Origin of the sequence: Achromobacter xylosoxidans, from assembly GCF_002192695.1 — a bacterium.
Taxonomy (GTDB): domain Bacteria; phylum Pseudomonadota; class Gammaproteobacteria; order Burkholderiales; family Burkholderiaceae_B; genus Achromobacter; species Achromobacter xylosoxidans_C.
The window spans coordinates 88,323-110,669 of the sequence record NZ_MTLG01000076.1 but is presented as its reverse complement, the minus strand read 5'-3'; the positions used below and the strand labels follow the sequence as shown (position 1 = coordinate 110,669).

At 68.0% G+C, this 22,347-nt stretch carries 20 protein-coding genes; 2 read left to right on the top strand and 18 right to left on the bottom strand.

Translation table 11 applies throughout. The features are described 5' to 3' along the window. Positions 1-70 precede the first annotated feature (70 nt). From BRO63_RS16910 to BRO63_RS16865, 10 genes are all read right to left on the bottom strand, one after another. Positions 71-1,108 (bottom strand): LD-carboxypeptidase, encoded by a 1,038-nt coding sequence (locus BRO63_RS16910; protein WP_054453939.1) that lies wholly within the window; start codon positions 1,106-1,108, stop codon positions 71-73. Further along, a complete protein-coding gene (gene tadA, locus BRO63_RS16905) occupies positions 1,105-1,596 on the bottom strand; it encodes a tRNA adenosine(34) deaminase TadA (protein ID WP_088140877.1) in 492 nt (163 codons plus the stop codon). Before tadA ends, BRO63_RS16910 begins: the two co-directional genes overlap by 4 nt. Positions 1,597-1,606: 10 nt before the next feature. Further along, the gene (locus tag BRO63_RS16900; RefSeq protein ID WP_059380070.1) at positions 1,607-2,455 is read right to left on the bottom strand and encodes an HAD family hydrolase; all 849 of its coding nucleotides are present in this window, start codon (positions 2,453-2,455) and stop codon (positions 1,607-1,609) included. Positions 2,456-2,566: 111 nt separating this feature from the next. Further along, on the bottom strand, positions 2,567-3,052 hold the full coding sequence (locus tag BRO63_RS16895; RefSeq protein WP_088140876.1) for a hypothetical protein: 486 nt from the start codon (positions 3,050-3,052) through the stop codon (positions 2,567-2,569). Between the two features lie 130 nt (positions 3,053-3,182). Next, a complete protein-coding gene (gene mnhG / locus BRO63_RS16890) occupies positions 3,183-3,524 on the bottom strand; it encodes a monovalent cation/H(+) antiporter subunit G (RefSeq protein WP_088140875.1) in 342 nt (113 codons plus the stop codon). Continuing rightward, on the bottom strand, positions 3,521-3,802 hold the full coding sequence (locus tag BRO63_RS16885; protein ID WP_013394078.1) for a K+/H+ antiporter subunit F: 282 nt from the start codon (positions 3,800-3,802) through the stop codon (positions 3,521-3,523). Before BRO63_RS16885 ends, mnhG begins: the two co-directional genes overlap by 4 nt. Then, complete coding sequence (locus tag BRO63_RS16880) at positions 3,799-4,281, bottom strand: Na+/H+ antiporter subunit E (RefSeq protein WP_088140874.1); 483 nt, start codon at positions 4,279-4,281, stop codon at positions 3,799-3,801. The genes BRO63_RS16885 and BRO63_RS16880 overlap by 4 nt, the downstream gene beginning before the upstream one ends. Next, on the bottom strand, positions 4,281-5,912 hold the full coding sequence (locus tag BRO63_RS16875) for a monovalent cation/H+ antiporter subunit D (RefSeq protein WP_088140873.1): 1,632 nt from the start codon (positions 5,910-5,912) through the stop codon (positions 4,281-4,283). The genes BRO63_RS16880 and BRO63_RS16875 overlap by 1 nt, the downstream gene beginning before the upstream one ends. After that, positions 5,909-6,253, bottom strand: coding sequence for a Na+/H+ antiporter subunit C (locus BRO63_RS16870; protein WP_054453926.1), 345 nt, complete (start codon positions 6,251-6,253; stop codon positions 5,909-5,911). The genes BRO63_RS16875 and BRO63_RS16870 overlap by 4 nt, the downstream gene beginning before the upstream one ends. Next, on the bottom strand, positions 6,253-9,168 hold the full coding sequence (locus tag BRO63_RS16865; protein ID WP_088140872.1) for a monovalent cation/H+ antiporter subunit A: 2,916 nt from the start codon (positions 9,166-9,168) through the stop codon (positions 6,253-6,255). The genes BRO63_RS16870 and BRO63_RS16865 overlap by 1 nt, the downstream gene beginning before the upstream one ends. Positions 9,169-9,727: 559 nt before the next feature. Here BRO63_RS16865 and BRO63_RS16860 point away from each other — a divergent pair. Together BRO63_RS16860 and BRO63_RS16855 are read left to right on the top strand one after the other, a co-directional pair. Next, positions 9,728-10,708 carry a Bug family tripartite tricarboxylate transporter substrate binding protein gene (locus tag BRO63_RS16860; RefSeq protein ID WP_088140885.1) on the top strand — a complete coding sequence of 327 codons (981 nt, stop codon included), beginning with the start codon at positions 9,728-9,730 and terminating at the stop codon, positions 10,706-10,708. A 463-nt stretch (positions 10,709-11,171) separates the two neighbouring features. After that, positions 11,172-12,053, top strand: a complete 882-nt coding sequence (locus BRO63_RS16855) for a hypothetical protein (RefSeq protein WP_088140871.1) — start codon at positions 11,172-11,174, stop codon at positions 12,051-12,053. Positions 12,054-12,087: 34 nt separating this feature from the next. Here BRO63_RS16855 and BRO63_RS16850 read toward each other — a convergent pair whose 3' ends face one another. The 8 genes from BRO63_RS16850 to BRO63_RS16815 form a co-directional block, all read right to left on the bottom strand. Continuing rightward, positions 12,088-13,053, bottom strand: coding sequence for a Bug family tripartite tricarboxylate transporter substrate binding protein (locus BRO63_RS16850; RefSeq protein WP_088140870.1), 966 nt, complete (start codon positions 13,051-13,053; stop codon positions 12,088-12,090). Between the two features lie 40 nt (positions 13,054-13,093). Then, on the bottom strand, positions 13,094-14,236 hold the full coding sequence (locus tag BRO63_RS16845; protein ID WP_088140869.1) for a CaiB/BaiF CoA transferase family protein: 1,143 nt from the start codon (positions 14,234-14,236) through the stop codon (positions 13,094-13,096). Positions 14,237-14,261: 25 nt separating this feature from the next. Next, positions 14,262-15,323 (bottom strand): hypothetical protein, encoded by a 1,062-nt coding sequence (locus BRO63_RS16840; RefSeq protein ID WP_088140868.1) that lies wholly within the window; start codon positions 15,321-15,323, stop codon positions 14,262-14,264. Further along, complete coding sequence (locus tag BRO63_RS16835) at positions 15,310-15,993, bottom strand: TetR/AcrR family transcriptional regulator (protein ID WP_088140867.1); 684 nt, start codon at positions 15,991-15,993, stop codon at positions 15,310-15,312. Before BRO63_RS16835 ends, BRO63_RS16840 begins: the two co-directional genes overlap by 14 nt. Positions 15,994-16,000: 7 nt before the next feature. Further along, the gene (locus BRO63_RS16830; protein ID WP_088140866.1) at positions 16,001-17,170 is read right to left on the bottom strand and encodes an acyl-CoA dehydrogenase family protein; all 1,170 of its coding nucleotides are present in this window, start codon (positions 17,168-17,170) and stop codon (positions 16,001-16,003) included. Between the two features lie 163 nt (positions 17,171-17,333). After that, positions 17,334-18,209 carry a DMT family transporter gene (locus BRO63_RS16825; protein ID WP_088140865.1) on the bottom strand — a complete coding sequence of 292 codons (876 nt, stop codon included), beginning with the start codon at positions 18,207-18,209 and terminating at the stop codon, positions 17,334-17,336. A 374-nt stretch (positions 18,210-18,583) separates the two neighbouring features. After that, positions 18,584-21,208, bottom strand: coding sequence for an AAA family ATPase (locus BRO63_RS16820; RefSeq protein ID WP_088140864.1), 2,625 nt, complete (start codon positions 21,206-21,208; stop codon positions 18,584-18,586). Continuing rightward, the gene (locus tag BRO63_RS16815) at positions 21,205-22,332 is read right to left on the bottom strand and encodes a metallophosphoesterase family protein (protein WP_088140863.1); all 1,128 of its coding nucleotides are present in this window, start codon (positions 22,330-22,332) and stop codon (positions 21,205-21,207) included. The genes BRO63_RS16820 and BRO63_RS16815 overlap by 4 nt, the downstream gene beginning before the upstream one ends. Between the last annotated feature and the right edge of the window lie 15 nt (positions 22,333-22,347).

The following is a 22,347-nucleotide window of genomic DNA, read 5'->3' as shown; positions in this document are numbered from 1 at the left end:
GGGCGCGCCCGCCGCAGGCACGCGGCGGCCGCGCGCGGCGCCCCGGACCCGCAAGCGCTAATCGCGCGCTTTAATGCGTGTGTTCGTCCAGCACCAAGTGCGCCATGCCCTTCTCGGTCGCCAGGCCGACCTTCTGCCCGATAGGCAGCGTCGCCTTGGTCGCGACGTGGCCATAAGGCAGCCCCGTCACGACCGGCACCTTGACCGTCTTGCGCAGCCAGGCCACCACTTCGTGCAGGTCGTAGCCGTTGTCATGCGGCGCCAGCTTGTAGTCCGAGAAGCGGCCCAGCACGATGGCCTTTTGCTTGCCCAGGATGCCGGCCTGCGCCAGCTGGATCAGCATGCGTTCGATGCGGTAGGGATGCTCGGCCACGTCTTCCAGGAACAGGATGCCGCCGCGCACCTTGGGCATGTAGGGCGTGCCCAGCAAGGACGTCAGCATGGCCAGGTTGCCGCCCCACAGGATGCCGCGGCAATCCACCGCATCGGCGTCCTGGGTTTCGAAGCTGAGGATTTCCAGTTCGCCGCGCATGATCTCGCCGAACAGCGCTTCGGTCAGGTCGTCGACCTTCTTGCCGCCGAAGTCGTAGACGGCCGAGGCGCCGGTATAGCTGACCGCGCCGGTCTGCGCCAGCAGGCCCAGGTTGAAGGCGGTGAAGTCGCTCATGCCGACGAAGCGCTTGCCGCTGTCGGCCATGGCCTTCCAGTCGATGGCAGGCAGCAGCCGGCCCATGCCGTAGCCGCCGCGCGTCACCATGACAATGGGCAGCTTCTGCTTGGCGGCGCGCGTCAGGCTGGCCAGGCGCTGCGCGTCGGTGCCGGCAAAGCGCTGGTGCTGCGCGTACGCAGTGCGGTCCACGGCGGTCTTGAAGCCCTGCTGTTGCAGCCTTTCGCGCGCCAGTTCGACGGCGGCCGGATCGCGCACGGCGGAGGACGGCGAGATCAGGTAGATGCCGCGGGCGTCGGGCAGCACGTGGGCGTGGCTGTGGTCGTGGCCGCAGTCTTCATCACATTCGTGGCCTGCGTGGCCATGATCGTGGTTGTGGTCATGGTCGTGGGCGGCGGCCGCTTTCGCGCCGCGCGCCTTGGCGCCTTGGGATTTGCTCATGCTGCGGATTCCTTGCTGCGGCGTTCGCGGAAGAACCGGCGCAGCAGCTCGCCGCAAGGTTCCGCCAGCACGCCGCCGGTGACTGAGGTGTGATGATTGAGTTTGGGGACCGAGCCCACGTCCAGCACGCTGCCGCAGGCGCCGGTCTTGGGGTCGTAGGCGCCGAACACGACGCGGGCGAGCCGCGCATGCAGCATGGCGCCTATGCACATGACGCAGGGCTCCAGCGTGACGTACACGGTGATGCCCGGCAGACGGTAGTTTTCCAGCGCGCGCGCGGCGCCGCGCAAGGCGACGATCTCGGCGTGGGCGGTGGGGTCGTGGTCGATGATGGTGCGGTTGTAGCCGCGCCCGAGGATGTCGCCCTGGGCCGACACCACCAGCGCGCCCACCGGCACCTCGCCGATGTCGTAGGCGGCGCGGGCCTCTTGCAGCGCGAGTTCCATGAAGCTGGCGTCCTGCGCGGTCCAGGGCTGGACCGCCGCCATCGGGATGGCCTCAACCACGGTACACCCGGGACTTCAGTGCGATGCGGCCGGCCAGGCTGGTCACGGCTTCTTCCAGCCATTGGTAGAGTTCGGCGTGCTCGTCGTAGCGGGCCTGGTTCAGGTTCGACACCCGGCCCTCTTCGATGAAGCCCCAGGCCCGGCTGCGCTTGTCGCGATGCTTGGGGTCCCAGACGCCGAAGGCAAAGCCGCCGGCGCGGCGGATCAGCGAAAAGCACGGAATGTCGGTGTAGCCGTCGCCGACGAACACCATCTGGTCGAACGGCACGCGCAAGCGGTCCTCGGGCACCTTGCGGTTGACCTCGAAAGGCTTGTTGCGGAAGTCGCGGCCGATGATGCCCTTCTGGATGTGGAACAGGTAGCGGGTCTTGTCGGTGAAGCTGACGATGCGGCGCGGAAACGCGATGCCGCCGTCCGCGCCGTAGATGAATTCGGACGCCCAGATCTCGGTGAATTCATGCGCGATGGGGGTGGAGCGGACCACGTCGCCGATGCCGCTGGAAATCAGGTAGAACTCCAGCTGCACTTGCGGCTGCTCGGCCCGCACGGCGGCGCGCAGCCGCTGGAACAGCGTGGGCACGCCGTCGTGCAGTTCCAACCGGGCGCCCCAGTCCTTCAGGCGCTGCTGGGTGATGAGGCCATGCTTGCCCGATTGCGACAGCTGGATCATCTGGTACAGGTAGGCGGGCACGGGATCCCAATCCTGCTGCGAGAGCAAGGGATCGACCTCATCCTTCCAGAAGGATGCCGTGTCCACGCCCATGCTTTCCAGGAAGCCGGACGTGCTGTCCGAGGCCAGCGTGTCGTCGAAGTCGAATATCAGGGCGATGACGTCGGACATGTATATGCGTGAAAAAGGGGCGACAGCCGCCATTTTGCCTGAATGTGGCGGCGGCTGCGCCCCTGGAGGTCCTAGCGGGCCGCCCTTGCGGCCCACGATCCGGACTGTCGCTTACTGGCGCACCGGCGAGGTCATGGGCGTCCCGGGCGCCGGCGCCATGCCCGGCGCGCCGGCCGCGGGCGGCACGGTGTCGGCGGGCACCTGGATCACGGTTTCACGCAGCACGCCCCCGCCCTGCACGCTGCCGCGCACATTGGTGGGCGAAGTCATCTGCGTCACGCAGTCCTGGCGCGAGGCGGCCGGCAGGCGGTTGCAGCGGTCCAGCATGTTCTGCTGCAGCTGGTCGTTGCTGCCATCCTTGAGGTTGTTGCGGCCGCTTTCCTGGCGCGCCGCGCCAGCTTCGCGCATGCAGGCGGCCTGGTCCTGGCCGGTGGCGCCGCTCTTGCAAGCGGCGACGTCCTGCTGGTACTGGGATTGGGACTGGGCTGAGCCGCGGCCGCTCGCATCGGCCGCGTGGACCGCTCCCGCGGCCAGCATCAGGCCGGCAGCGCAAAGCGTCGCCGCGAGGCGTTTGGTGTGCATGGGTCGTGTAGTCATGGTCAGCTCCTTGAAGTTGGTTGAACCCTTACCCACTATCCCACGATGGCGCTGCGCCTACATGTCCAGCGACGTGAAATCGTAAGACTACGTTTCAATTGCCGCGACGCAACAAACCCTGGTTGCCTCCTTAGCTGGCGTCGCGCTCGGCGTCGGTCTTGCTCAGGCGATTGCGGTACGTCGCCGCACGCATCAGCAGCATCGCGGTCACCGGCGAAGACACGATCAGCAGCAGCGTGATGATGACTTCATGAAACACGGGCCGCGCCGACAAGGCCGAAAACACCAGGATCGACGCCGCCAGCACGCAGCCACAACCCATGGTGTTGCCCAGCGTCGGCGCATGGATGCGGGCATAGAAGGTACGGAAGCGCAGCAGGCCGGCCGAACCGGTCAGCGCCAGCAGGCCGCCGAGCACCAGCAGGATGCTGGCCGGTATGGCGGCCCACAGCGGGATCTGGGCGTCGATCATGGCTCGATCACCTCGCCGCGCAGCAGGAAGCGCGCCATGGCGGTGGACCCGACGAAGCCAAACAGGGCGATCAGCAGCGCAATGTCGAAATACACCGACGTGCCGGAGCGGATGCCGAACACCAGCATGGTCAGCATGCCGTTGATGTACAGCGTATCCAGGGCCAGCACACGGTCCTGCGCGGTGGGGCCGCGCAGCAGCCGGATGGCGGCGAAGACCATGCCCAGCGCAAAGCAGAGCAAGGCGAAGGACGCGGCCCAATAAAGTATGTTGTTCATTCGAAAATCTCCATCAGCGGGCGCTCGTAGCGTTCCTGGACCAGCTTGACCCAGTCGCCTTCGTTCTGCAGGTCCAGCACGTGCAGCTTCAGGCAGTGGTCGTCGGTCAGGTCCACCCAGACGGTGCCCGGCGTGTACGTGACGATGCAGGCCAGCATCGCCAGGCCGTGCGGGTCGCGCATGGTCAGCGGGATCATGATGAACCCGGGCGAAAAGTCATTGCGGCGCGGATTCAGGATCAGCCGCGCCACGGCGATATTGGATTTGATGATGTCCGCGGTCACGTGCAGGAACAGCGGCACCGCCTTCCACAGGCGGCGCGGCTTGGCCTTCAGCGGCCGCAGGCGGGACGCCGCCCAGGTGAACCACAGCGCCAGCGCAATTCCCAGCGCGATCTGGCCCGCGGACGCGCTCTGGTTGAGCACCAGCCACAGGACGAACAGGTAGACGGGCAGGAACAGGAAGTAGAGGCGGCGCATCAGCTTCCTCCCTTGAGGCCGCGCACGGTCTGCGCGGACATGACGGCGTCGATGTAGGACTTGGGCTGATCCAGCGAGCGCGCCGCGTCGTCCAGATAGGCCGACACGGGACCGGCGCCGGCCGCCAGGCCCACGCACAGCAGCAGCAGCACGGCCACCGGCCCGGCTTCGATCAAGCGCAGGCGCGGCGTGCTGCGGTCATCGCTGGCCCAGAACACGCGGATGCCGGTGCGGCCCAGGCCGATGAGGCCGGCCAGCCCCGAAAGCAGCACCGCGGCCACCAGTATCCAGGCGTCCATGGGCACGGCCGATTCGTTGGCGGCCGACACCGCCGCCGACAGCAGCGACAGTTTGGCGACGAAGCCCGACAGCGGCGGCAGGCCCGTCACCAGCAAGGCGCAGGAAATGAAGGCCAGGCCCAGGAAGGCCATGGCCGCGGGAATCGCCACGCCCACCACGTCGTCGGAACGGTTGACCGAGGCCGGATCGTCCAGGTCGAACGCGTCCAGGGTCACTGCCAGCACGTTGGCGCCGAAGCTGCGGGTGCGCTCGATGAGTTCGGCCAGCAGGAAGAACGCGCCCGTGGTCAGCACGGAACTAAGCAGATAGAACAGCGCCGGGCCGGTCAGCGTCACGCCCGGCATGCCCAAGGCGGTCAGCAGCGTGCCGGCCGACACGATCACGCAGTAGCCCACCATCTTTTCCAGCTGCTGGGTCGCCAGCAGGCCCAGGCCGCCAAACAGCAGCGTGGCCAGCCCCGCCGCGAACATCCAGTCCAGGCTGAAGGCCGCCGGCGCGCCGGTGGGCAGCAGCAAGGAACCGATGCGCAGCAGCGCGTAGATGCCGACCTTGGTCATGATGGAGAACATGGCCGCGACCGGCGCGCCGGCCGAGCCATAGCCCTTGACCAGCCAGAAGTTCAGCGGCCAGGCGCCCGCCTTGACCAGGAAGGCCACGCCCAGGATGGCCGCGCCCGCCTCGAACAGCATGCGGTCCGCGCCCGCCAGGTTGCCGGCGCGCACCGCCAGGTCCGCCATGTTCAGCGTGCCGGTGACGCCATAGATCAGCGCGATGCTGATCAGCAGCAGGAACGAGGCCACCAGGTTGACCGCGATGTACTGCAGGCCGGCGCTCACGCGCGCCACGCCCGAGCCGTGCAGCAAGAGGCCGTAGGACGCGGCCAGCAGCACCTCGAAGAACACGAACAGGTTGAACAGGTCGCCCGTGAGGAACGCGCCGTTCAGGCCCATCAGCAGGAACTGGAACAGCGAATGGAAATGCACCCCGGCGCGGTCCCAGCGCGCCAGCGCATAGACCAAGGTGGCCAATCCCAGCACCGCGGTCAGGGTCAGCATCACCGCGGCCAGGCGATCGACCACCAGCACGATGCCAAAGGGCGCGGGCCAGTCGCCCACCAGATAGACCCCTACCCCGTCGGGCCAGACGCCGGGCACGCCGCCGCCCGCCACCACCAGCAGCGCGATGGCGGCGGCCAGTTGGCCCAGGGTCGAAACCAGCGCAATGGCGCCACGGGTATAGCGGCGGGTGTCCGCCAGCAGGAGCATCGCCGCGCCGGCCGCGAGCGGCGTGATGATGGGCAATACGGGCAGGTGTTGCAGCCAAAAATTCAAGATTGGGACTCCCGTCCATCAACGTGGTCGGTACCCGTGAGGCCACGCGAGGCCAGCAGCACAACCAGGAACAGCGCGGTGGTGGCAAAGCCGATCACGATGGCCGTCAGCACCAGCGCCTGCGGCAGCGGATCCGCATACCAGGAAGGATCATGGGCCATTGCCGGATCGACCACGGGCGGACGGCCCGAGGTCAGCCGGCCCATGCCGAAGATGAACAGGTTCACCGCATAGGAAACCAGCGACAGGCCCATGATGAACTGGAAGGTCCGCGGCCGCAGCAGCAGCCAGACGCCCGAGCCCGCCAAGACACCGATAGCGATGGCGTATATCAATTCCATCAGGCTTCCCCTGTTTGTGCGGCGGCCGCCTGGATTTCGACGGCAGCCTTGCGTTGCGCGCGCAGCGATTGGTGGGCCAGCGCCACCAGCACCAGCACGGTGGATCCCACGACCAGCATGTAGACGCCCAGGTCGAACAGCAGCACGCTGGACAAATGCACGTGGCCGATCAGAGGCAGCGCGAGGTCCCAGGACAGCGCCGCCAGGAAGGGCTTGTAGGCGAGCCAGGCGGTCACCGCCGCGGCACCGGCGAACAACAGTCCCAGGCCGATCCAATGCTGCGGGTTGAGGCGGCTGCGCGACTCCACCCAGTACACGCCGCCGACCATGTATTGCAGGATGACCGCGGTAGCGAAGATCAATCCGCCCACGAAGCCGCCACCCGGCTCGTTATGGCCGCGCAGCAGGAAATACACGGAAATCAGCGCGGCGGTGGGCAGCAAGAGGCGCACCAGCACGGTAGGCACCATCATGGAACCCGTGGGCACCAGCGACTTGATGTCCGGCGCGTCGGGCACGCCGCCGTCCTGGTCGAGCTGCTGGCGCGGCAGATCTGCGCTTTCGGCGGCCGGACGGAAGCGGCGCAGCAGCGCGTAGACGGTCAGCGCGACGATGCCCAGCACCGTGATCTCGCCAAAGGTATCGAAGCCGCGGAAGTCCACCAGGATCACGTTGACCACATTGGTACCGCCGCCGTCCGGCAGCGCGCGGTCGACGAAGTACGAGGAAATGGTGTCGCCTTGCGGCCGCACCAGCACCGCGTAGGCCAGCGCGGCCATGCCGGTGCCGGCCGCCCCCGCCAGCAGCAGGTCGCGCAGGCGGCGCCCGCGCGCGCGCAACGTGGCCTTCAGGCCCTCGTCTTCATCCTGCGCGATGCGCCGCGGCAGCCAGCGCAGGCCCAGCAGCAACAGCACCAGGGTCACGACCTCGACCGACAGCTGGGTCAGCGCCAGGTCGGGCGCCGAGAACCAGACGAAGGTCAGGCAGGTGATCAGCCCCGCGCCCCCGGCCAGCGCCAGCGACGCCAGGCGGTGGTACTTGGCCTGGAAGGCGGTGGCCAGCGCGCAGCCCGCGCCCACCAGCCACAGCAGCGCGAAGGCCGGATCAATAGGCGTCATGCGGCCCGCGCCGTCCAGCCAGCCGCCTGCGCGCAGCGGCAGCCAGGCCACGAACAGCGTGCCCAGCACGATCAGCAGCATCTGCACCTGCAGGCGCGAGGACGCCAGCCAGCGCAGCAGCCACGCGGCGACGACGCTGGAGCCGTCCAGCAGCGCCTCGAAGCTGCGGCGTCCGTCCAGGCGGTAGATGAACGGCACCCGGCCCGGGTTGGCGCGCTGATGGGCGCGCAGGGCCAGATAGAGCAGGATGCCGACGGTGGTCGCGACCAGGCTCATGACCAGCGGCAGGTTCAGGCCGTGCCAGACGGCCAGGCTGTACTCGGGCATGTCCTGGCCCAGGATGCTTTGGGCGGCCGTCGCCAGGAACGGGCCGACCGTCAGGCCGGGCACCACGCCCACCAGCAGGCAGATCGCCACCAGCAGCGCGCTGGGGAACAGCATCCAGCGCGGCGGTTCATGCGGCGCGCGCGGCAGGTCGGTGGCCGGCGGGCCGAAGAACACTTGCAGGATGAAACGCAGCGAATAGGCCACGCTGAAGGCGCCCGCGATGGTGGCCACCAGCGGCAGGCCGATCTCGGTGATGCGGTCGCCGCTGACGAAGGTGGTCTCGGCGAAGAACATTTCCTTGGACAGAAAGCCGTTGAGCAGCGGCACCCCCGCCATGGACGCGGCCGCCACCATGGCCAGCGTGGCGGTGATGGGCATGGCCTTGTAGAGGCCCGATAAGCGGCTCAGGTCGCGCGTGCCGGTTTCATGGTCCACGATGCCCGCCGCCATGAACAGCGAAGCCTTGAAGGTGGCGTGGTTGATCATGTGGAAGATGGCGGCCACTAGCGCCAGCGTGCTGTTCAGGCCCAGCAGCAGCGTGATCAGCCCCAGGTGGCTGATGGTGGAGTACGCCAGCACCCCTTTCATGTCCTGCTGGAAGATGGCGGCGTAAGCGCCCAGCACCAGCGTGATCAGCCCCGCCCCGCCGATGATCCAGAACCATTCGTCGGTGCCCGACAGCACCGGCCAGAAGCGCGCCAGCAGGAACACCCCGGCCTTCACCATGGTGGCCGAATGCAGATAGGCGGACACAGGCGTGGGCGCCGCCATGGCGTTGGGCAGCCAGAAATGGAACGGAAACTGGGCGCTCTTGGTCAGCGCGCCCAGCGCCACCAGGATCAGGACGGCGGGATACCAGGGGTCGGCGCGCACCAGGTCGCCCGCGGCCAGCACCCGGTCCAGGTCGTAGCTGCCGACGATATGGCCGAGGATGAGCACCCCGGCCAAGAGGCACAGCCCGCCCCCGCCCGTGACCGTCAGCGCCATGCGGGCGCCGCGCCGGGCGTCCAGGCGGTGGTGCCAGTAGGCGATCAGCATGAAGGACGCCAGGCTGGTCATTTCCCAGAACATGACCAGCTGGATCAGGTTGCCCGACAGCACCACGCCCAGCATGGCGGCCATGAAAGCCTGAAAAAACGAGAAGAAGCGCGGCACCGGATCTTCCGGCGACATGTAGTAGCGCGCATACAGCACCACTAGCGCCCCCATGCCGGAGACGATCAGCGCGAACAGCCAGGCGTAGCCGTCCATGCGCAGGGTGAACTGCAGGCCCAGGGCGGGCGCCCAGGGCATGTCGAAGCGGACCACGCCGCCGTTGGCGACCTCGGGGTAGAGGCTGATGACCAGGATCGCACAGACCAGGGCGATGAGGCCCGCCAGCCAGGCCTCGGCATTGCGGGCGTTGGATGGCAGAAGCGCGGCGCACAGGCTGCCGGCAAACGGCAGAGCGAGGATCAGGATCAGCGACATGGCGTTCCGAGAGTGTCCGGGCCCCCTCCCGCCAGCGCAAGGCAGCGAAAGACGAACAGACCGGGGATTGAAAAACGGACGGAACCCTGGCCCGGTGCGTCGCTGCACTACACGTTGCCCCGCGGGGGACATCAACCAACGCCATTGAACGGCGCAGACAGAAACAAACGCAATAGCTTTCTTGCAAGACCGGCCAAGAATCTCATACGAAAAATATCAGATTCTTGTAAGTTATGCAGAGATTTATGTGTTTACGATGCGGATGACGGCACGATCGATGCGCAATCCTTGCGCAATTGAAATATTCCCGAAGCTTTTCATGTCGTTGTCAGCATTGGATATTTTGGTCTATTGCGGTCTTCTTCGGACATCCGCGCCATAAAAAAATAACCCTGGACAAGCCAGGGTCTATCCGGGTTGACCGGCCGAAATTTACTGTGTGGAATGGCGCCCACGAGGCTCCGCCACGCCAGCATCCGGGCGCGGCAGGCTTCACCGACGCCGGCCCAAGAAGCCGGCCGGGTCGGAAATTCAAATAATCTGGAGAAGACTCTTGACCATGCTGTCCCAAGCCAAGGCCGTCCTGGCCGCCGCCGTCGCCGGCCTCTGCCTCACCACCGCCGCGCAAGCAGCCGACCCCTACCCCAACAAGCCCATCCGCCTGATCGTCCCCTTCGCCGCGGGCGGCACCACCGACATCGTCGCGCGCATCGTCGCCGAAGGCCTGACCCGCGAGCTCGGCCAGGCCGTGGTGGTCGAGAACCGCGGCGGCGGCGGCGGCTCGATCGGCGCCGACGCCGTGGCGCGCTCCACGCCTGACGGCTACACCCTGGGCGTGGCCACCGTCAGTACCATGGCCACCAACCCGGCCACCAATCCCAAGAACCCGTACAACCCGTTGAAGGACTTCGCTCCCATCACCAATATGGTGAACGTCCCCAACGTGCTCACGGTGAACCCGGCGGTGCCGGCCAAGAACCTGGCAGAGTTCATCGCCCTGCTCAAGGCCAACCCCGGCAAGTACGCTTACGCGTCCTCGGGCGCGGGCGGCATCGGCCACCTGGACGGCGAACTCTTCAAGTCCCTGACCAAGACCGACATGGTGCACGTGCCCTACCGCGGTTCGGGCCCGGCCCTCAACGACGTGATCGCCGGCCAGGTCAACGCCCAGTTCGACAACCTGCCCTCGTCCATGCCCCACATCCAGGCCGGCAAGCTGCGCGCCCTGGCCGTGGCCGCGCCCAAGCGCCTGCCCGCGCTGCCGGACGTGCCGACCTTCTCCGAAGGCGGCCTGCCGGAAATGGACAACATGGCCTGGTACGGCCTGGTCGCGCCTGCGGGCACGCCGCAGGCCGTGATCGACCGCATCCATGACGCCACGGTCAAGGCGCTCAAGGATCCGAAGATCGTGCAGCGCCTGGCCGACGGCGGCTCGCTGGTGGACGGCAACACGCCCGCCGAGTACGCCGCCCAGATCAAGCGCGAGCTGGAACTGCGCCAGCGCATCGCCAAGGAACGCAACATCCAGTCGACCAACTGATCGTCCGCGGACAGCGCGCCGGCCCAGCCCGGCGCCGCCCAGAAAGCCGGCCTGTTCCCAGGCCGGCTTTTTTTCATCCCCATATTGCGCCGCCGCGGTTGCGCGGGCCGCGCTTGACTGCAATCGCCCCGGTGGTAGCATGTGCGACCGTGCGATCCCATCTTTTCTCCCTTCCCTGCGCCGCCTGCGCGCTTTGCGCCCTGCGCTCGACCCTGTTGAGCTCGCAGGAAGTCGCCGCGCGCTCTGCCTACGCGCGCTCCAAGCCCGGCTAATCGCCCGCTTTCCCCCTTTCTGATTCCTGTACCGGCCCGCCGCCGGCTGCCTGCGCACATCCGCGCATTGCGCAGTCTTGCTGCCGGCCGGCGGACGCCCAGCCGCGTGGCCGGGCTCCGCGTCTCGTCCCGATATCCGCACGCCGCCGCAGGCTTGCAGCCAGGCCACGCACTGATCCATTCCAAGCGCCATGCAACTCACCAAGAACTTCGTCAAAGCCAAGAACCCCTGCGCGGGCGGCTACAAATGGTTCATCCGCGACCACAACGGCCAGGGCGACTACCAGGCCGTGCTTGACGCCTTGGTCGCCGACGGACGCGTCAGCGACGCCTGCTGGCTGCTGGACCAGTTCGGCCCGACCGACGCCGTGCTGCGGCTGGATTCGGTCGACGCCAACGCCATCGTCTTTGCCGGCACGCTGGAAGTGCGCATGGGCATCAACGTGGACAGCGTGGTGCGCGCCGGGCGCAGCATCGTCACCGGCGGCGGCATCCGCGCCGGCGAAACCATCCAGGCGGGCGAGAACATCACCGCCGGCGCCACCATCGCCAGCGGCGGCAACCTGCGCGCGGGCGGCGACGTCAGCGCCGACTGGGGCATCGAAACTGCAACGCGCCTGGATTGCGGCGGCAACGCGCGCGCCAAATGGGACATCTGCGCCGGCCAGGACCTGGCCGTGACCGGCCACCTGCATGCCGGACAGGACATCCAGACGCAGGGCGCCATCAAATGCGGCCAGGGCATCAAGGCCGGCGGCGAGGTGCGCGCCGAAAAGGGCATAGACGCAGCTTGCGGCATCCAGGCCGGCGGCTCCATCCAGTGCGGCGAGCACCTCGCTTCGGGCTGGGGCCTGATCGCCGGCGAGGACATCCGCGCCGAAGGATCGATCCGCGCCGGCGAAGGCGTGCAGGCCGAAGGCATCATCGAAGCCGGCGCGGGCCACGGCATCTACGCCGGCCTGAGCGTCCGGCTGGACGCCTGGGCGGCCTGCGCGCGGGTGGTGGCGCAGAGCCGGCCCGAGCAATTGGTCAGCGGACACTGGCACGGCCAGGACAGCGCCGCCTACGCATAACGGCTGCCCCGGCGCGGCCAGGACGGAAAGCCGCCTACTCCGGCTTGATGTTCGCTTCCTGCATGCGGCGGCCCCAGGTGCCCAGTTGCGCCTCCACGAAAGCCTGCTGTTGCGCTTGCGTGTTCGGCGCGGCCGTCATGCCCAGGCCGGCGAACTTCTGCTGCACCTCGGGACGCGCCAGCGCCTCGTTCACCGCCTTGTTCAGGCGTTCCAATATCGGCTGGGGTATGCCGGCGGGACCGGCCAAGCCAACCCACACCACCAGGTCGAAATCCTTGTATTCCGTTTCGGCAAAGGTCGGCACATCCGGCAGGTCCGGCAAGCGGCGCTCGGTGCTGATGGCCAGCGCCCGCAGCTTGCCGCCGCGCAACAGCGGCGTGGCGACCGACAGGTCCGCCATCACGTAATCGACCTGCCCGCCTGCCAGGTCCGTCAGCGCCGGGGGCTGGCTCTTGTACGGCACGCCTTCCGCGCGTACGCCGGCAATGCGGTTGAACGCCGCCGCGCCGACCTGCCCGCCCGGAGAACCGTAGCCGTAGTTCAAGGACCCCGAGGCCGCCTTCTTCACGAACGTGGCCAAATCCTTGTAGGGACCGTCCGCGCGAACCAGCAGCAGCATGGGCATCGTGGTCAAGCGCGACACGTGGCTGAAGTCCTTCTGCGCATCGTAGGGCAGCTTCTTGAACAGCCCCGGATTGATGGAGTTCAGCGAACTGCTGGAGATCGTCAGCGTGTAGCCGTCACCCGGCGAACGCACTGCGTACTCGGTGCCGATCAGGCCTTGGGCGCCGGGCTTGTTCTCGACGATCACATTGGCGTTCAGGTCCTTACGCAGTTCTTCCGCGATGATGCGGGCACTGGTGTCGGTGGCGCTTCCTGGCGAAAAGGCCGCGACGATCTTGATGGGCTTGTCGCCGGGATAGGTCTCGGCCTGCGCCGCGCCTTGCGCGGACAGGTTCAGCGCCGCGCACGCCAACAGCGCGAATCGAATCGTTTTCATGGTGTTGTCTCCTGGTTTTATGGGTACTGCCTGGTTCGCCTTACCGCTCTGACGGCGGTGTTGCGGCATTCATTTCGCCCAAGCGCGGCGGGCCCCGGCGTATAGCCGCGGGCGTGCCGGACAGCTTTATCGGTATGCCCGGGCCGTGATAGTCGTCCCGCCGCACCACCATCTGGCGATGTTCGGTATGGGCGGCCGCGGCCACCGATGCCATGTCCAGGATCGGCGCCGCAGGCACGTTCTGCGCCAGCAACTGCTTGCCGAACGCCTCGCCGTCCAGCTGCGCGAATGCCTGGGCCAGCGCCGCGTCCACGGCCTCGCGGTTGATCACGCGTTGCCCGTTGGACTTGTAGCGCTCGTCCTGCGCCATCCCGGCCATGCCCAGTTGCGCACACAGCTTGGCGAACAGCCGGTCATTGGCGACCGCGATGAACAAGGGGCAGGTCCGGGTCTGGTAGACGTTGTAGGGCACGATATTGGGATGCCCGTTGCCGCTGGGCCGCGGCGTATTGCCCGACGCAAGATAGTTGGCCAGGAACGGATGCGCCACCGACACGGCGGAATCGTAGAGGCATACGTCAGCCATCTGCCCGCGCCCCGTGCGGTGCCGGGCCTGCAGCGCCAGCAGCACGGCGATCGCGGCGTTCATGCCCGTGGTCAGGTCGACCACCGGCACGCCCAGCCGTAAGGGTGCGCCGCCCGCCTCGCCGTTGATGCTGAGCAGGCCGGCCATGGATTGCACCGCGGCGTCGTAGCCCGGCAATTCGCCCAAGGGGCCGTCATCGCCGAAGCCCGTGATGCGGCAATGGACCAGCCGCGGAAAGCGCTCGGTGATGGCGGCCGGTTCGGCCACGCCCCAGGTACGCAGCGTGCTGGCCTTGAAGTTCTCGATCAGCACGTCGGCGGTTTCCAGCAATTGCCAGAACGTCTCGCGTCCGGCCTCGCTGTTCAAATCCAGCACCATGCTGCGCTTGTTGCGGTTCACGGCGCGGAAATAGGCCGAGCTGCCATCCACGAACGGGGGGCCGAAGCCGCGGCATTCGTCGCCCTCCGGCGACTCGATCTTGATCACGTCGGCACCGTGGTCGCCCAGCATCTGGCCGCAGAACGGCCCTGCCAGGACGCGCGACGCGTCGATGACGCGCAGGCCGGCGAGCGCACCGCCGGCATCGCTGCTATGCATAGTCTGTCTCCTATCCGATTCCAGCTCAGGCCGAGGCGCGGGCAACCAGCCAGCTGAATTGCCTGCCCTGCCCGCCTGCCTGCGTGGTCATTTGCAGCGCGAGCCGGTGGTTGTGCGCATCCAGCGCGCCTTCCAGCAAGCCGTTCCAGGCTTGCGCCAAGCAAGGGTGCGCGTCGGCCACGCCATCCATCAGGTTCCAGCCGCTTTGCGTCACGCGTACGCCTTGCGGCGTCTCGTTCAACTCGCACGGGTCGCCCTGCGCTTGCGCCAGCGCCACCATGAAACGCCCGAATTGCAGCGCCGAGCCATCCTGCACCACCCCCAGCGCGCCTGCGGTCTCGTGATAGAACTGCATGCCTATCATTCTTCCGGTCAGGTGCAGCAGGCCGCCCGCTTCCTCGGGGCCCCACAGGTTCACGGCCACGGGCAAGGCGCTGCGCACGTATTCCATGGCGTAATTGCGGCTTGCCTTGGCCAGGCGCGTGGCGGGCCAATCCGCGGTGGGCAGCGTGGGCGCGGCGGCGGCATCGAAATCGGGCGCGTCCTCGTTGCGGCTAAAGCGCAGGCGCTCGTGCGGCTGCAGGTCGCGGTCGTATTCGTAGTAGTAGCCTTCCAGGCCCGATTGGCCGTCGACCGCCTGCTTGGTGCACACGAAACCCAGCCGCGGATTGTTGAGCGACACGCCGTTCTGCGCGTGCCAGCCCGCCAGCATGGCGCGCGACACTTCCGACGGTATCGCGCACAACGCGGTGCCCGACCAGATCCAGCGCGGCGCGGAGTAGCGTATCCAGGCCTTGCGGTCGGACTCGTACATGTATTGCACCGCCACCCCGCCGATATGGTTGGACAGGTAGTGGTACTGCGCTGCCGCGACGGCGGGCGGCAGATGCACGATGCCCAGCTTCTTCAGGCCCGCAACGAAGCGTTCGTTGCGCTGGCGGCAGAAGATCTCGTAGACCAGTTCCGCCGCGCGCGCCGTGCCGCGGCGGGTCACGGCGGACAGGACGATGCCCGTGAAAAAAGCGTGGTACCACTCGGAAACCGCGCGCCAACCGCGCTCCTCGTATTGCATGTCATGCATGGCGATTCACTCCCGCGGGCGCCGCCACGGAACCGGGCAGCAGGGATTGCATGGAAGCGACGGCGAAATCCGCGATGTCGCGCGCGATGGCCTCGCGATCCGCCTCGGATTCGCCAGTCCTGGGGCGGTACCACATGGTGGTCCAGTTCAAGGCGCCCAGTAGCGGCTTGACCTGCAAGGCCGGGGGGCCGGGCCGGAAGTCGCCCGCCGCCACGCCTGCCTCGATCACGCTGCGGAACAGCGACTCATAGCGGTCGCGCTGCCGCACCAGCTCTTCCAGTTCGGCGCGCTGCCCCGCCGTGGTGCGTCCGGCCAGATGCAGTTCGACGCCCTGCACCGTGACGCGCTGGTATGGCAGATGCGCCATCATCAGATGCGTGTGGGCATGCGCCATGTTCCAGAGCCGCTGGGGCGGCGACGCGGCAGCGTCCTGCGCCAGCGGCGTCACCGCGTCCAGGTTCAATTGCATGGCGCGCCGGTGCACAGCGAAGAACAGGTCGGTCTTGCTGCGGTAGTAGTAATAGACGCTGCCTTTGGTGACCCCGATCAGGTCGGCGACCGAATCGATGGTGGTGGCCGCGAATCCCATTTCGGTGAAGGCTTGCGCGGCGGCGTCCAGCAGCTCTACTTGCCGCAGCGGCATCTCGTCGTACGGAACAACAGTCTTGGTTTTCATGGCGTTCCTAGCGTTGCGCGGCGGCGCCCGCGCTTTTCTTGATGGCGCGGGCCAGGACCACGCGCTGGATTTCGGAGGTGCCTTCGTAGATTTCGGTGATGCGCTGGTCCCGGTAGCAGCGTTCCACCGCGCTGGGCTTCACATAGCCGCGTCCAGCCAGGATCTGCATCGCGTCGTCCACCACGCTGTGCGAGGTTTCGCTGGCCAGCAGCTTGGCCATCGCGCCCAGTGTGCCGATGTCCTGCCCGGCGTCGTAGGCACGCGCGGCCTCGTAGGTCATCATCCGCGAAGACGACAGCGCGGTAGCCGCGTCGGCCAGCTTGAAGCCCACGCCCTGGTGGTCGATGATGCTGCGCCCAAAAGTCTGGCGCTGCACCGCGAAGTCCCGCGCCTCGGCATAGCTGCACAGGGCGATGCCATTGGCCTGGGCCGCCACCACCACGCGGCCGATGCTCAGGGTCGCCAAGGCGAGCTTCAGCCCTTCTCCCAGCGTCCCGACCACGCTTTCCGCGCCGACCCAGGTGTCCAGTTTCAAGTTGGTGGTGGTGGTGCCGCGTATGCCCATCTTGTCTTCGTAATGATCCACCACCACGCCGGACGCGTCGCGGTCGACCACGAATGCGCTGATGTTGTTGCGCGCGCCCGGCTCGCCCGTGCGGGCAAACACGATGAAATGGCGCGAATGCCCGCCATTGCCCAGCCAGCACTTTTCGCCCCGGATGCGCCACCCGTCGCCTTCGGGCACGGCCGTGGTCAACAGGGCTGCCGCATCCGAACCCGCGCCGCGCTCGCTCAGGGCAAAGTTGACCGCGTGGCCGTCGCGCGCCAGGCCGCCCAGCAGCACCATCTTCTGCTCGGCGGAACCGCCCAGGATGACCGGAAACGCGCCCAGCGACAGCGCCGCCAGGATGGCGGCCGTGGAGGCGCAGCCCTGGGCCACGGTTTCCACCACCGCCACCAGCGAGCTCAGCGATGCGCCCGCGCCGCCGTATTCAACCGGAATGAAAAGCCCGGAAATCCCGCTTTCCCGCAACGGTTCCAGATGCTCCACCGGATAGCGCTGGTCACGGTCGATGGCGGCGGCGGCGGGCGCAAAAGCGCGCGACGTCAGGTCGGCGGCCTTATCCCGCCAGGCACGTGCTTGCGGGTCGAGCGGGGGATTCCAGATCACGGACATCGTTGTCTCCAGCAACATACTAATCAGTATTTAATCGAATGAACGAGAACATACTACTTGGTATTTTTCTTAGATACCTGGGGAAAACCCGGAACATGAGGAGGCCCCGCAAGCGCAGGCCATTCCGCCCGCGAGGTCCTGCCTCAATCGGCGCCGGCCACGTCTATGCAGACTTCGCCGCGGGCGCCGGACTACGCAACACCAGCATCAGCCCCAGCAGGATCCCCGCCATCCCGCCCAGGCTCAGCGCCGACAGCCGGTTGCCCAGGATCAGGTAATCCAGGGCCGCGGTGCCGGCGGGAACCAGGTAGAACAGGCTGGTGACATTGACGAGGTTGCCGGCCTGGATCATGCGGTAGAACAACAGGGTCGCACCCACCGAAATCACCAAACCCATCCAGATCAGCGGCAGGATGAAACCCGTCACCCACTCCACCCGGATCGGCTGGAACGGGACGAACAGCAGGCACAGCGCCAGGCTGACCAGGTACTGCAGCGGCATGACGTCCATGGGCGCCTGGCGCACGCGCTTCTGCAGCATCGCGCCGCTGGTCATGCAAAGCAGCGCGGCCAGCGCATAGGCCATGCCCGCCGCGGAAAAGCGCGCCATTCCTATGCTCTGGTAGACCACCATCACCAGCCCGCACAGGGCGAGCAAAAGGCCCGCCAGGCGCGGCAATGAATAGCGCCTTTCCATCACCGCCAGCGTCAGAATGGGCTGGGCGCCCAGCAGCGTGGCCAGCACCCCCGGCGTGATGCCGTGGTCCAGCGCCAGCAGATAGCAGATGGAATAGCCGCCGATGAGCAGCAGGCCGGTACCCGCCACCGTCAGGCGCGTGCCTGGTTGCGGCAGCCAGCGCCGCCGCCACGCGCACATCAACAGCAGCGCGGCCAGCGCCAGGATGAAACGCAGCAGCAGGAAGCCGAAGGCGGAGGCGTGGGACAGCCCCCATTTGGCGAAAATCGCGCCGCCGCTCCACAGCAGCACGAACAAGGAAGTGGAGCCATAGGAGGTCCACGCGGTTCTATCGAAAGACATGAGGTTTCTACCTGTCGGGGTATGAACAGGCTCCAGCCCCGCCCGCGCGTGCGGGCATGAGCATGCGCTAGACGGATGCAATACGCATCGGGACGTCTGGCGTAGCTTTTTTGAAAAAGGACTGGAGTCGCGTTGCGGACGGCGTCAGCCGACGACGACCGCGCTAGGCGGGTAAGCGCCCGAGACCACGCCGCAAGGCGGCGAGACCGGCGGCGATACCACCGTGGACACGACAGGAGAAAAACCGGGGGAAACTGCGGGACGCCGGAACAGCACACGCGCACGCGGACCCGCTGCGCAGGCAGCGGATGCGAAATCGGCGAGGAACGTGTGGTCAGGCATGGGGCGTAGCCTACCGGCTGCGCGCGGCGCGGTCAAGCGATGCGCCGCTGCTCCACCCCCATGTCGCGCCACGCCTCGCCATGGCAGGTGAACATCAGGATCTGATGCCGCGTGGCCGCGTCGAACAGCGCGCGCTTCATGAAGTCGCGCCGCGCGTCGTCCGTATGGACCAGCGCGTCGTCGAGCAGCAGCAGCGTCGGCCGCCCTGCTTCGCGCAGAAGGTCCGCGTAGGCGAAGCGGGCCAGGATGCCCAGCTGCTCGCGCGTGCCGAAGCTGAGCGCGGACAGCAGATCCTCGCCGCCCGCGCGGCGCAGCGCCGTGGGCAGCAAGGCGTCGTCCAGCCGCAGGTCGGCTTCGGGGAACAGCAGCGCCAGGTAGTGGTTCAAGCGGCGCGCCAGCGGCGCCTGCAAGCGTTGCGTGGCGGCGGCGCGCTTGTCGGCCAGCAGCTTTTGCAGAAGCTCCAGGGCGGCAGCGCGGCGGGCGAAGTCGGCGCGGCGCCGTTCCAGGCGTTCGCAGGCGGCCGCGGCCTCGGACAGCCGTTCGCCCAGCCCTTGGGCGCCCGCCTGGTCCAGCTTGCCCTGCAATTGCAGGATTTCGCCGTGGCGCTTGTGCTGCGCCTCGCGTTCGATGGCGGCGGACTTTTCGTAGCGCTGCACATCCTGTTCGACCAGCTCGGGACGGTGGCCGGCCAATGCGGCCTGCGCCTCGCCCACGCGGCGCTCCAGCTCATCGTGGCTGCTGCGGACTTCGGCCAACCTGCCTGCGCGGGCCTGCCGCTGCGTCGCGCGCTCGGACGACTGGAGCTCGGCGCTGCGCGCCGCTGCCTGGTTTTCGAGCAATTGCGCGCGTGCGCCGTCGGTATCCATGGCGCGCTGCGCGGCGGCCAGCGCGGTCTCGGCCTGAGCCGAAACCGCCTCGGCCTCACGCAGGGCCTGGAGCGCCGCGGGCAGATCGCCGCCGTCCGCCTGCGGCGCGGGCGGCAGCTTGTCCAGGCGATCCTGCAATTGCACACGGCGCGCCAGCGCGTCATCGCGCTGGCCGCGCAGGACGTCCATGCCCTTGGGCGCGTGGATGCCCAGCGTCTTGCGCATGCCGTCCAGTTCGCGCAGCAAGGCGCCGTAGCGGGCGTGGCGTTGTTCGGCCAGAGCCAGGGTCTCGACATCCAGGCGCTGCAGCAAGGCCGCGCTGGCCGCCCGGGCCGCTTCCACTTCACGCTTGAGCGCGGGCAGGTCCTGGCCGCCCGGTTCGATGCGCAAGCGTCCGACGCCCGGCAGCTCCAGTTCGGCGGCCGCGGTCAGCAGGACCTCGTCGGCGCCATGCAGGATCCGGCCGTCCAGCCGCGCCTGGGCGCCGGCTTCCAACTGGTAGGACAGCCGCGTGGCGCTGGCCTGTTGTTGCAGTTGCAGATTGGCCAGCTCGCGTTCGCTTTTGCGCAAGGCCTCGATATCGGCGTCGGCGATTTCGATCCGCATGGCCTCGGCCTTGAGCGCGGAGCCCTGCTCGATCAGCGCGGCGGCTTCCTGCAGCGCGCCGTCCAGGCGTTCGATCTCCGCGCCCAGCTGCGCCAACTGATGCTCCAGGTCACGCCGGTCGGCCACGGCCTGCACCGAGGTGACGCGCTGGCGCGCCATGTCCACGGCGGCGGCATGCGTCTGGCGCTGCTGCTGCGCGCGCGCCAGCGGTTCGCGTGCGGCCTCGACCCGGGCGCGGGCTGCGCGCGCCTCGTCGACCAGGGCCTGGAGTTCGGCCTCGTCCTGCTGGTCGCGCCGGACCTGGTCCTGCAATAGCGCCAGGGTCTGCGCGGCCTGCGTTTGTTCGCGGCGCAAGCCTTCAAAGGCTTCGCGCTCCTTGGCCAGGGCCGCCAGGCGCGCACGCGCTTCGGCCGCCTTGGCTTCGAAGTCCTTCCAGGGCTCGCCGGCCTGGGCGCGCTCGTGCTCGCGGCGCAACTCGGCCAGGCGGTCCACGTCTGCGTTCAGCTGCGCCATGGCCTGCGCGCACTCGTCGCGTTCGGCGGCGGCACGCGCAAGCGCGTCCTCGGCCTCTTTGTAGGCGCCCTTGGGGCGGCCGTTGCGTGCATCCAGCAGCGCGCCGCGCTCGGCGGCCACGCGCTCGTACAGGCGGTCGCCATCGCCGGAAGCCAGTTCGCCGGACAACTGCGTCAAGGCGTCGCGCAGATGCGCGCCCGCATGGCCGGCCGCTTCCTGCAGGTTCTGGCCGTCGCCCTGTTGGATCCACAGCAGGCCAGGTATGCCCGCCAGGTCCGGCTTGCTCTGGCCGCGTCCCGGCAATTCAAACCCCAGCAAGGCGGCTAGCGCGTTCTCGGCTTCTTCGCCGTCCAGGCGCTGCGCGCCGCCGTCGATCAGCAGCTCGCAGCGGGCCCGCGACAGGAATTGCTTTTTCAGCACATAGCTGTGTCCGGCATGCGTGAATTCCAGTTCCACGCTGGGCCGCGCGCCCGATTCGCCGTGCGGCGCCAGATCGGCGACCTTGCTGGTGCTGTAGCGTTCCAGGAAGGCGGAACGAATGGCGGCGGCCACCGTGCTCTTGCCGGCTTCGTTCGGGCCCACGAACAGGTTCAGGCCATCTTGCAGTCCCTCCAGCGCCATGGGCTGGCGGAACTTGCGGAATTCTTCCAGGGCGATGCGCGAGAGCTTCATTTGGCGGCTCCCGGCGCGGCGCTTTCGCGCTGGAACCGCAGCAGCAGCCGCAAGGCCTCGCCCGCGACCGCGGATTGATCCGGGTCGGCCTGCAGCGCCTGCAACTGCGTGGCGACTTCGCCCACGTAGCCGCTGGCGCGCAGCTCGGCCAGGTCGGCTTCGTCCGGTTCCAGCATGAGGCCGGACAGGTCCGGCAACAGCGCGCGCACCTGGGCCGCGGCCTGGTCGACGGCGCGTTGCAGGGCCTCCCAGGTTTCCATGTTGACGTGCCCTTGCAGGTCCAGCCGCAACACGTCCTCGGCGCGCAGCTCGGCCATGCGCGCGGCCAGCGCCTGCGCGTCCGAGGGCAGGCTCAGCGTTTCCGACCAGGCCGACCAGCGGTACTTGCCCGTGGCCAGCCGCTCGACCACGGGCACCGCGCCCGGCGCCTCGATGCGCACATGCAGCGCGTGGCCGGGCTCGTTGCCGCGAAAGCGGTCCTGCTCGGGCGTGCCTGCATACCAGGTGCGTTCGTCGATGGACAGGCAGCCATGCCAGTCGCCCAGCGCCAGATAGTCCAGGCGCGCCCGCGCCGCGCGATCCGCGGCGATGGGATTGGTGGCGTCTATGGTGTCGGGCAGGCGGCCCGCCACGCTGCCGTGCGCCAGGCCCACGCGGATGCGGCCGGGTCCGGTTTCCAGCGCGTCGAAGGCCTGGGTCACGTCGTCGTAGGTGTGGCGCTGCGTCAGGGGCGCGGCCAGCACGGCGAGATTGATCGCGGCCAGATCGACCACGCCGGTGCGCAAGGGCACGTGCACGTTGGGCGGGATGCAGCCCAACTGCATCGCCCGGCTCCAGACGCTGTCGGCCAGCGCCGCGTCATGGTTGCCGGCGATCATGACCCAGGGCCCGGTGTAAGCGGCCATGGCGGCGAACAGGCGGCGTATGCTGCGGTCCGACACGCCCTGCGTGTCGAACACGTCGCCCGCCACCAGCACGGCGTCCACGCCGCGTTCGGTCGCCAGCGCGGCGATGCGGCCGACGACGTCGAAGCGCGCCTCGGCCAGCATGGCGGCATCGTCGGTTTCAAACTGGCCGTATTGTCGGCCGATCTGCCAGTCGGCGGTATGCAGGAAATGGGTCATGCGCGGAATTGTAAG

What these genes read in the sequence shown, in the direction of transcription:
- BRO63_RS16910 (WP_054453939.1), bottom strand. Translation starts at nt 1,108, where the DNA reads ATGAGCAAATCCCAAGGCGCCAAGGCGCGCGGCGCGAAAGCGGCCGCC.
- tadA (WP_088140877.1), bottom strand. Translation starts at nt 1,596, where the DNA reads ATGGCGGCGGTCCAGCCCTGGACCGCGCAGGACGCCAGCTTCATGGAA.
- BRO63_RS16900 (WP_059380070.1), bottom strand. Translation starts at nt 2,455, where the DNA reads ATGTCCGACGTCATCGCCCTGATATTCGACTTCGACGACACGCTGGCC.
- BRO63_RS16895 (WP_088140876.1), bottom strand. Translation starts at nt 3,052, where the DNA reads ATGACTACACGACCCATGCACACCAAACGCCTCGCGGCGACGCTTTGC.
- mnhG (WP_088140875.1), bottom strand. Translation starts at nt 3,524, where the DNA reads ATGATCGACGCCCAGATCCCGCTGTGGGCCGCCATACCGGCCAGCATC.
- BRO63_RS16885 (WP_013394078.1), bottom strand. Translation starts at nt 3,802, where the DNA reads ATGAACAACATACTTTATTGGGCCGCGTCCTTCGCCTTGCTCTGCTTT.
- BRO63_RS16880 (WP_088140874.1), bottom strand. Translation starts at nt 4,281, where the DNA reads ATGCGCCGCCTCTACTTCCTGTTCCTGCCCGTCTACCTGTTCGTCCTG.
- BRO63_RS16870 (WP_054453926.1), bottom strand. Translation starts at nt 6,253, where the DNA reads ATGGAATTGATATACGCCATCGCTATCGGTGTCTTGGCGGGCTCGGGC.
- BRO63_RS16865 (WP_088140872.1), bottom strand. Translation starts at nt 9,168, where the DNA reads ATGTCGCTGATCCTGATCCTCGCTCTGCCGTTTGCCGGCAGCCTGTGC.
- BRO63_RS16860 (WP_088140885.1), top strand. Translation starts at nt 9,728, where the DNA reads ATGCTGTCCCAAGCCAAGGCCGTCCTGGCCGCCGCCGTCGCCGGCCTC.
- BRO63_RS16855 (WP_088140871.1), top strand. Translation starts at nt 11,172, where the DNA reads ATGCAACTCACCAAGAACTTCGTCAAAGCCAAGAACCCCTGCGCGGGC.
- BRO63_RS16850 (WP_088140870.1), bottom strand. Translation starts at nt 13,053, where the DNA reads ATGAAAACGATTCGATTCGCGCTGTTGGCGTGCGCGGCGCTGAACCTG.
- BRO63_RS16845 (WP_088140869.1), bottom strand. Translation starts at nt 14,236, where the DNA reads ATGCATAGCAGCGATGCCGGCGGTGCGCTCGCCGGCCTGCGCGTCATC.
- BRO63_RS16835 (WP_088140867.1), bottom strand. Translation starts at nt 15,993, where the DNA reads ATGAAAACCAAGACTGTTGTTCCGTACGACGAGATGCCGCTGCGGCAA.
- BRO63_RS16830 (WP_088140866.1), bottom strand. Translation starts at nt 17,170, where the DNA reads ATGTCCGTGATCTGGAATCCCCCGCTCGACCCGCAAGCACGTGCCTGG.
- BRO63_RS16825 (WP_088140865.1), bottom strand. Translation starts at nt 18,209, where the DNA reads ATGTCTTTCGATAGAACCGCGTGGACCTCCTATGGCTCCACTTCCTTG.
- BRO63_RS16820 (WP_088140864.1), bottom strand. Translation starts at nt 21,208, where the DNA reads ATGAAGCTCTCGCGCATCGCCCTGGAAGAATTCCGCAAGTTCCGCCAG.
- BRO63_RS16815 (WP_088140863.1), bottom strand. Translation starts at nt 22,332, where the DNA reads ATGACCCATTTCCTGCATACCGCCGACTGGCAGATCGGCCGACAATAC.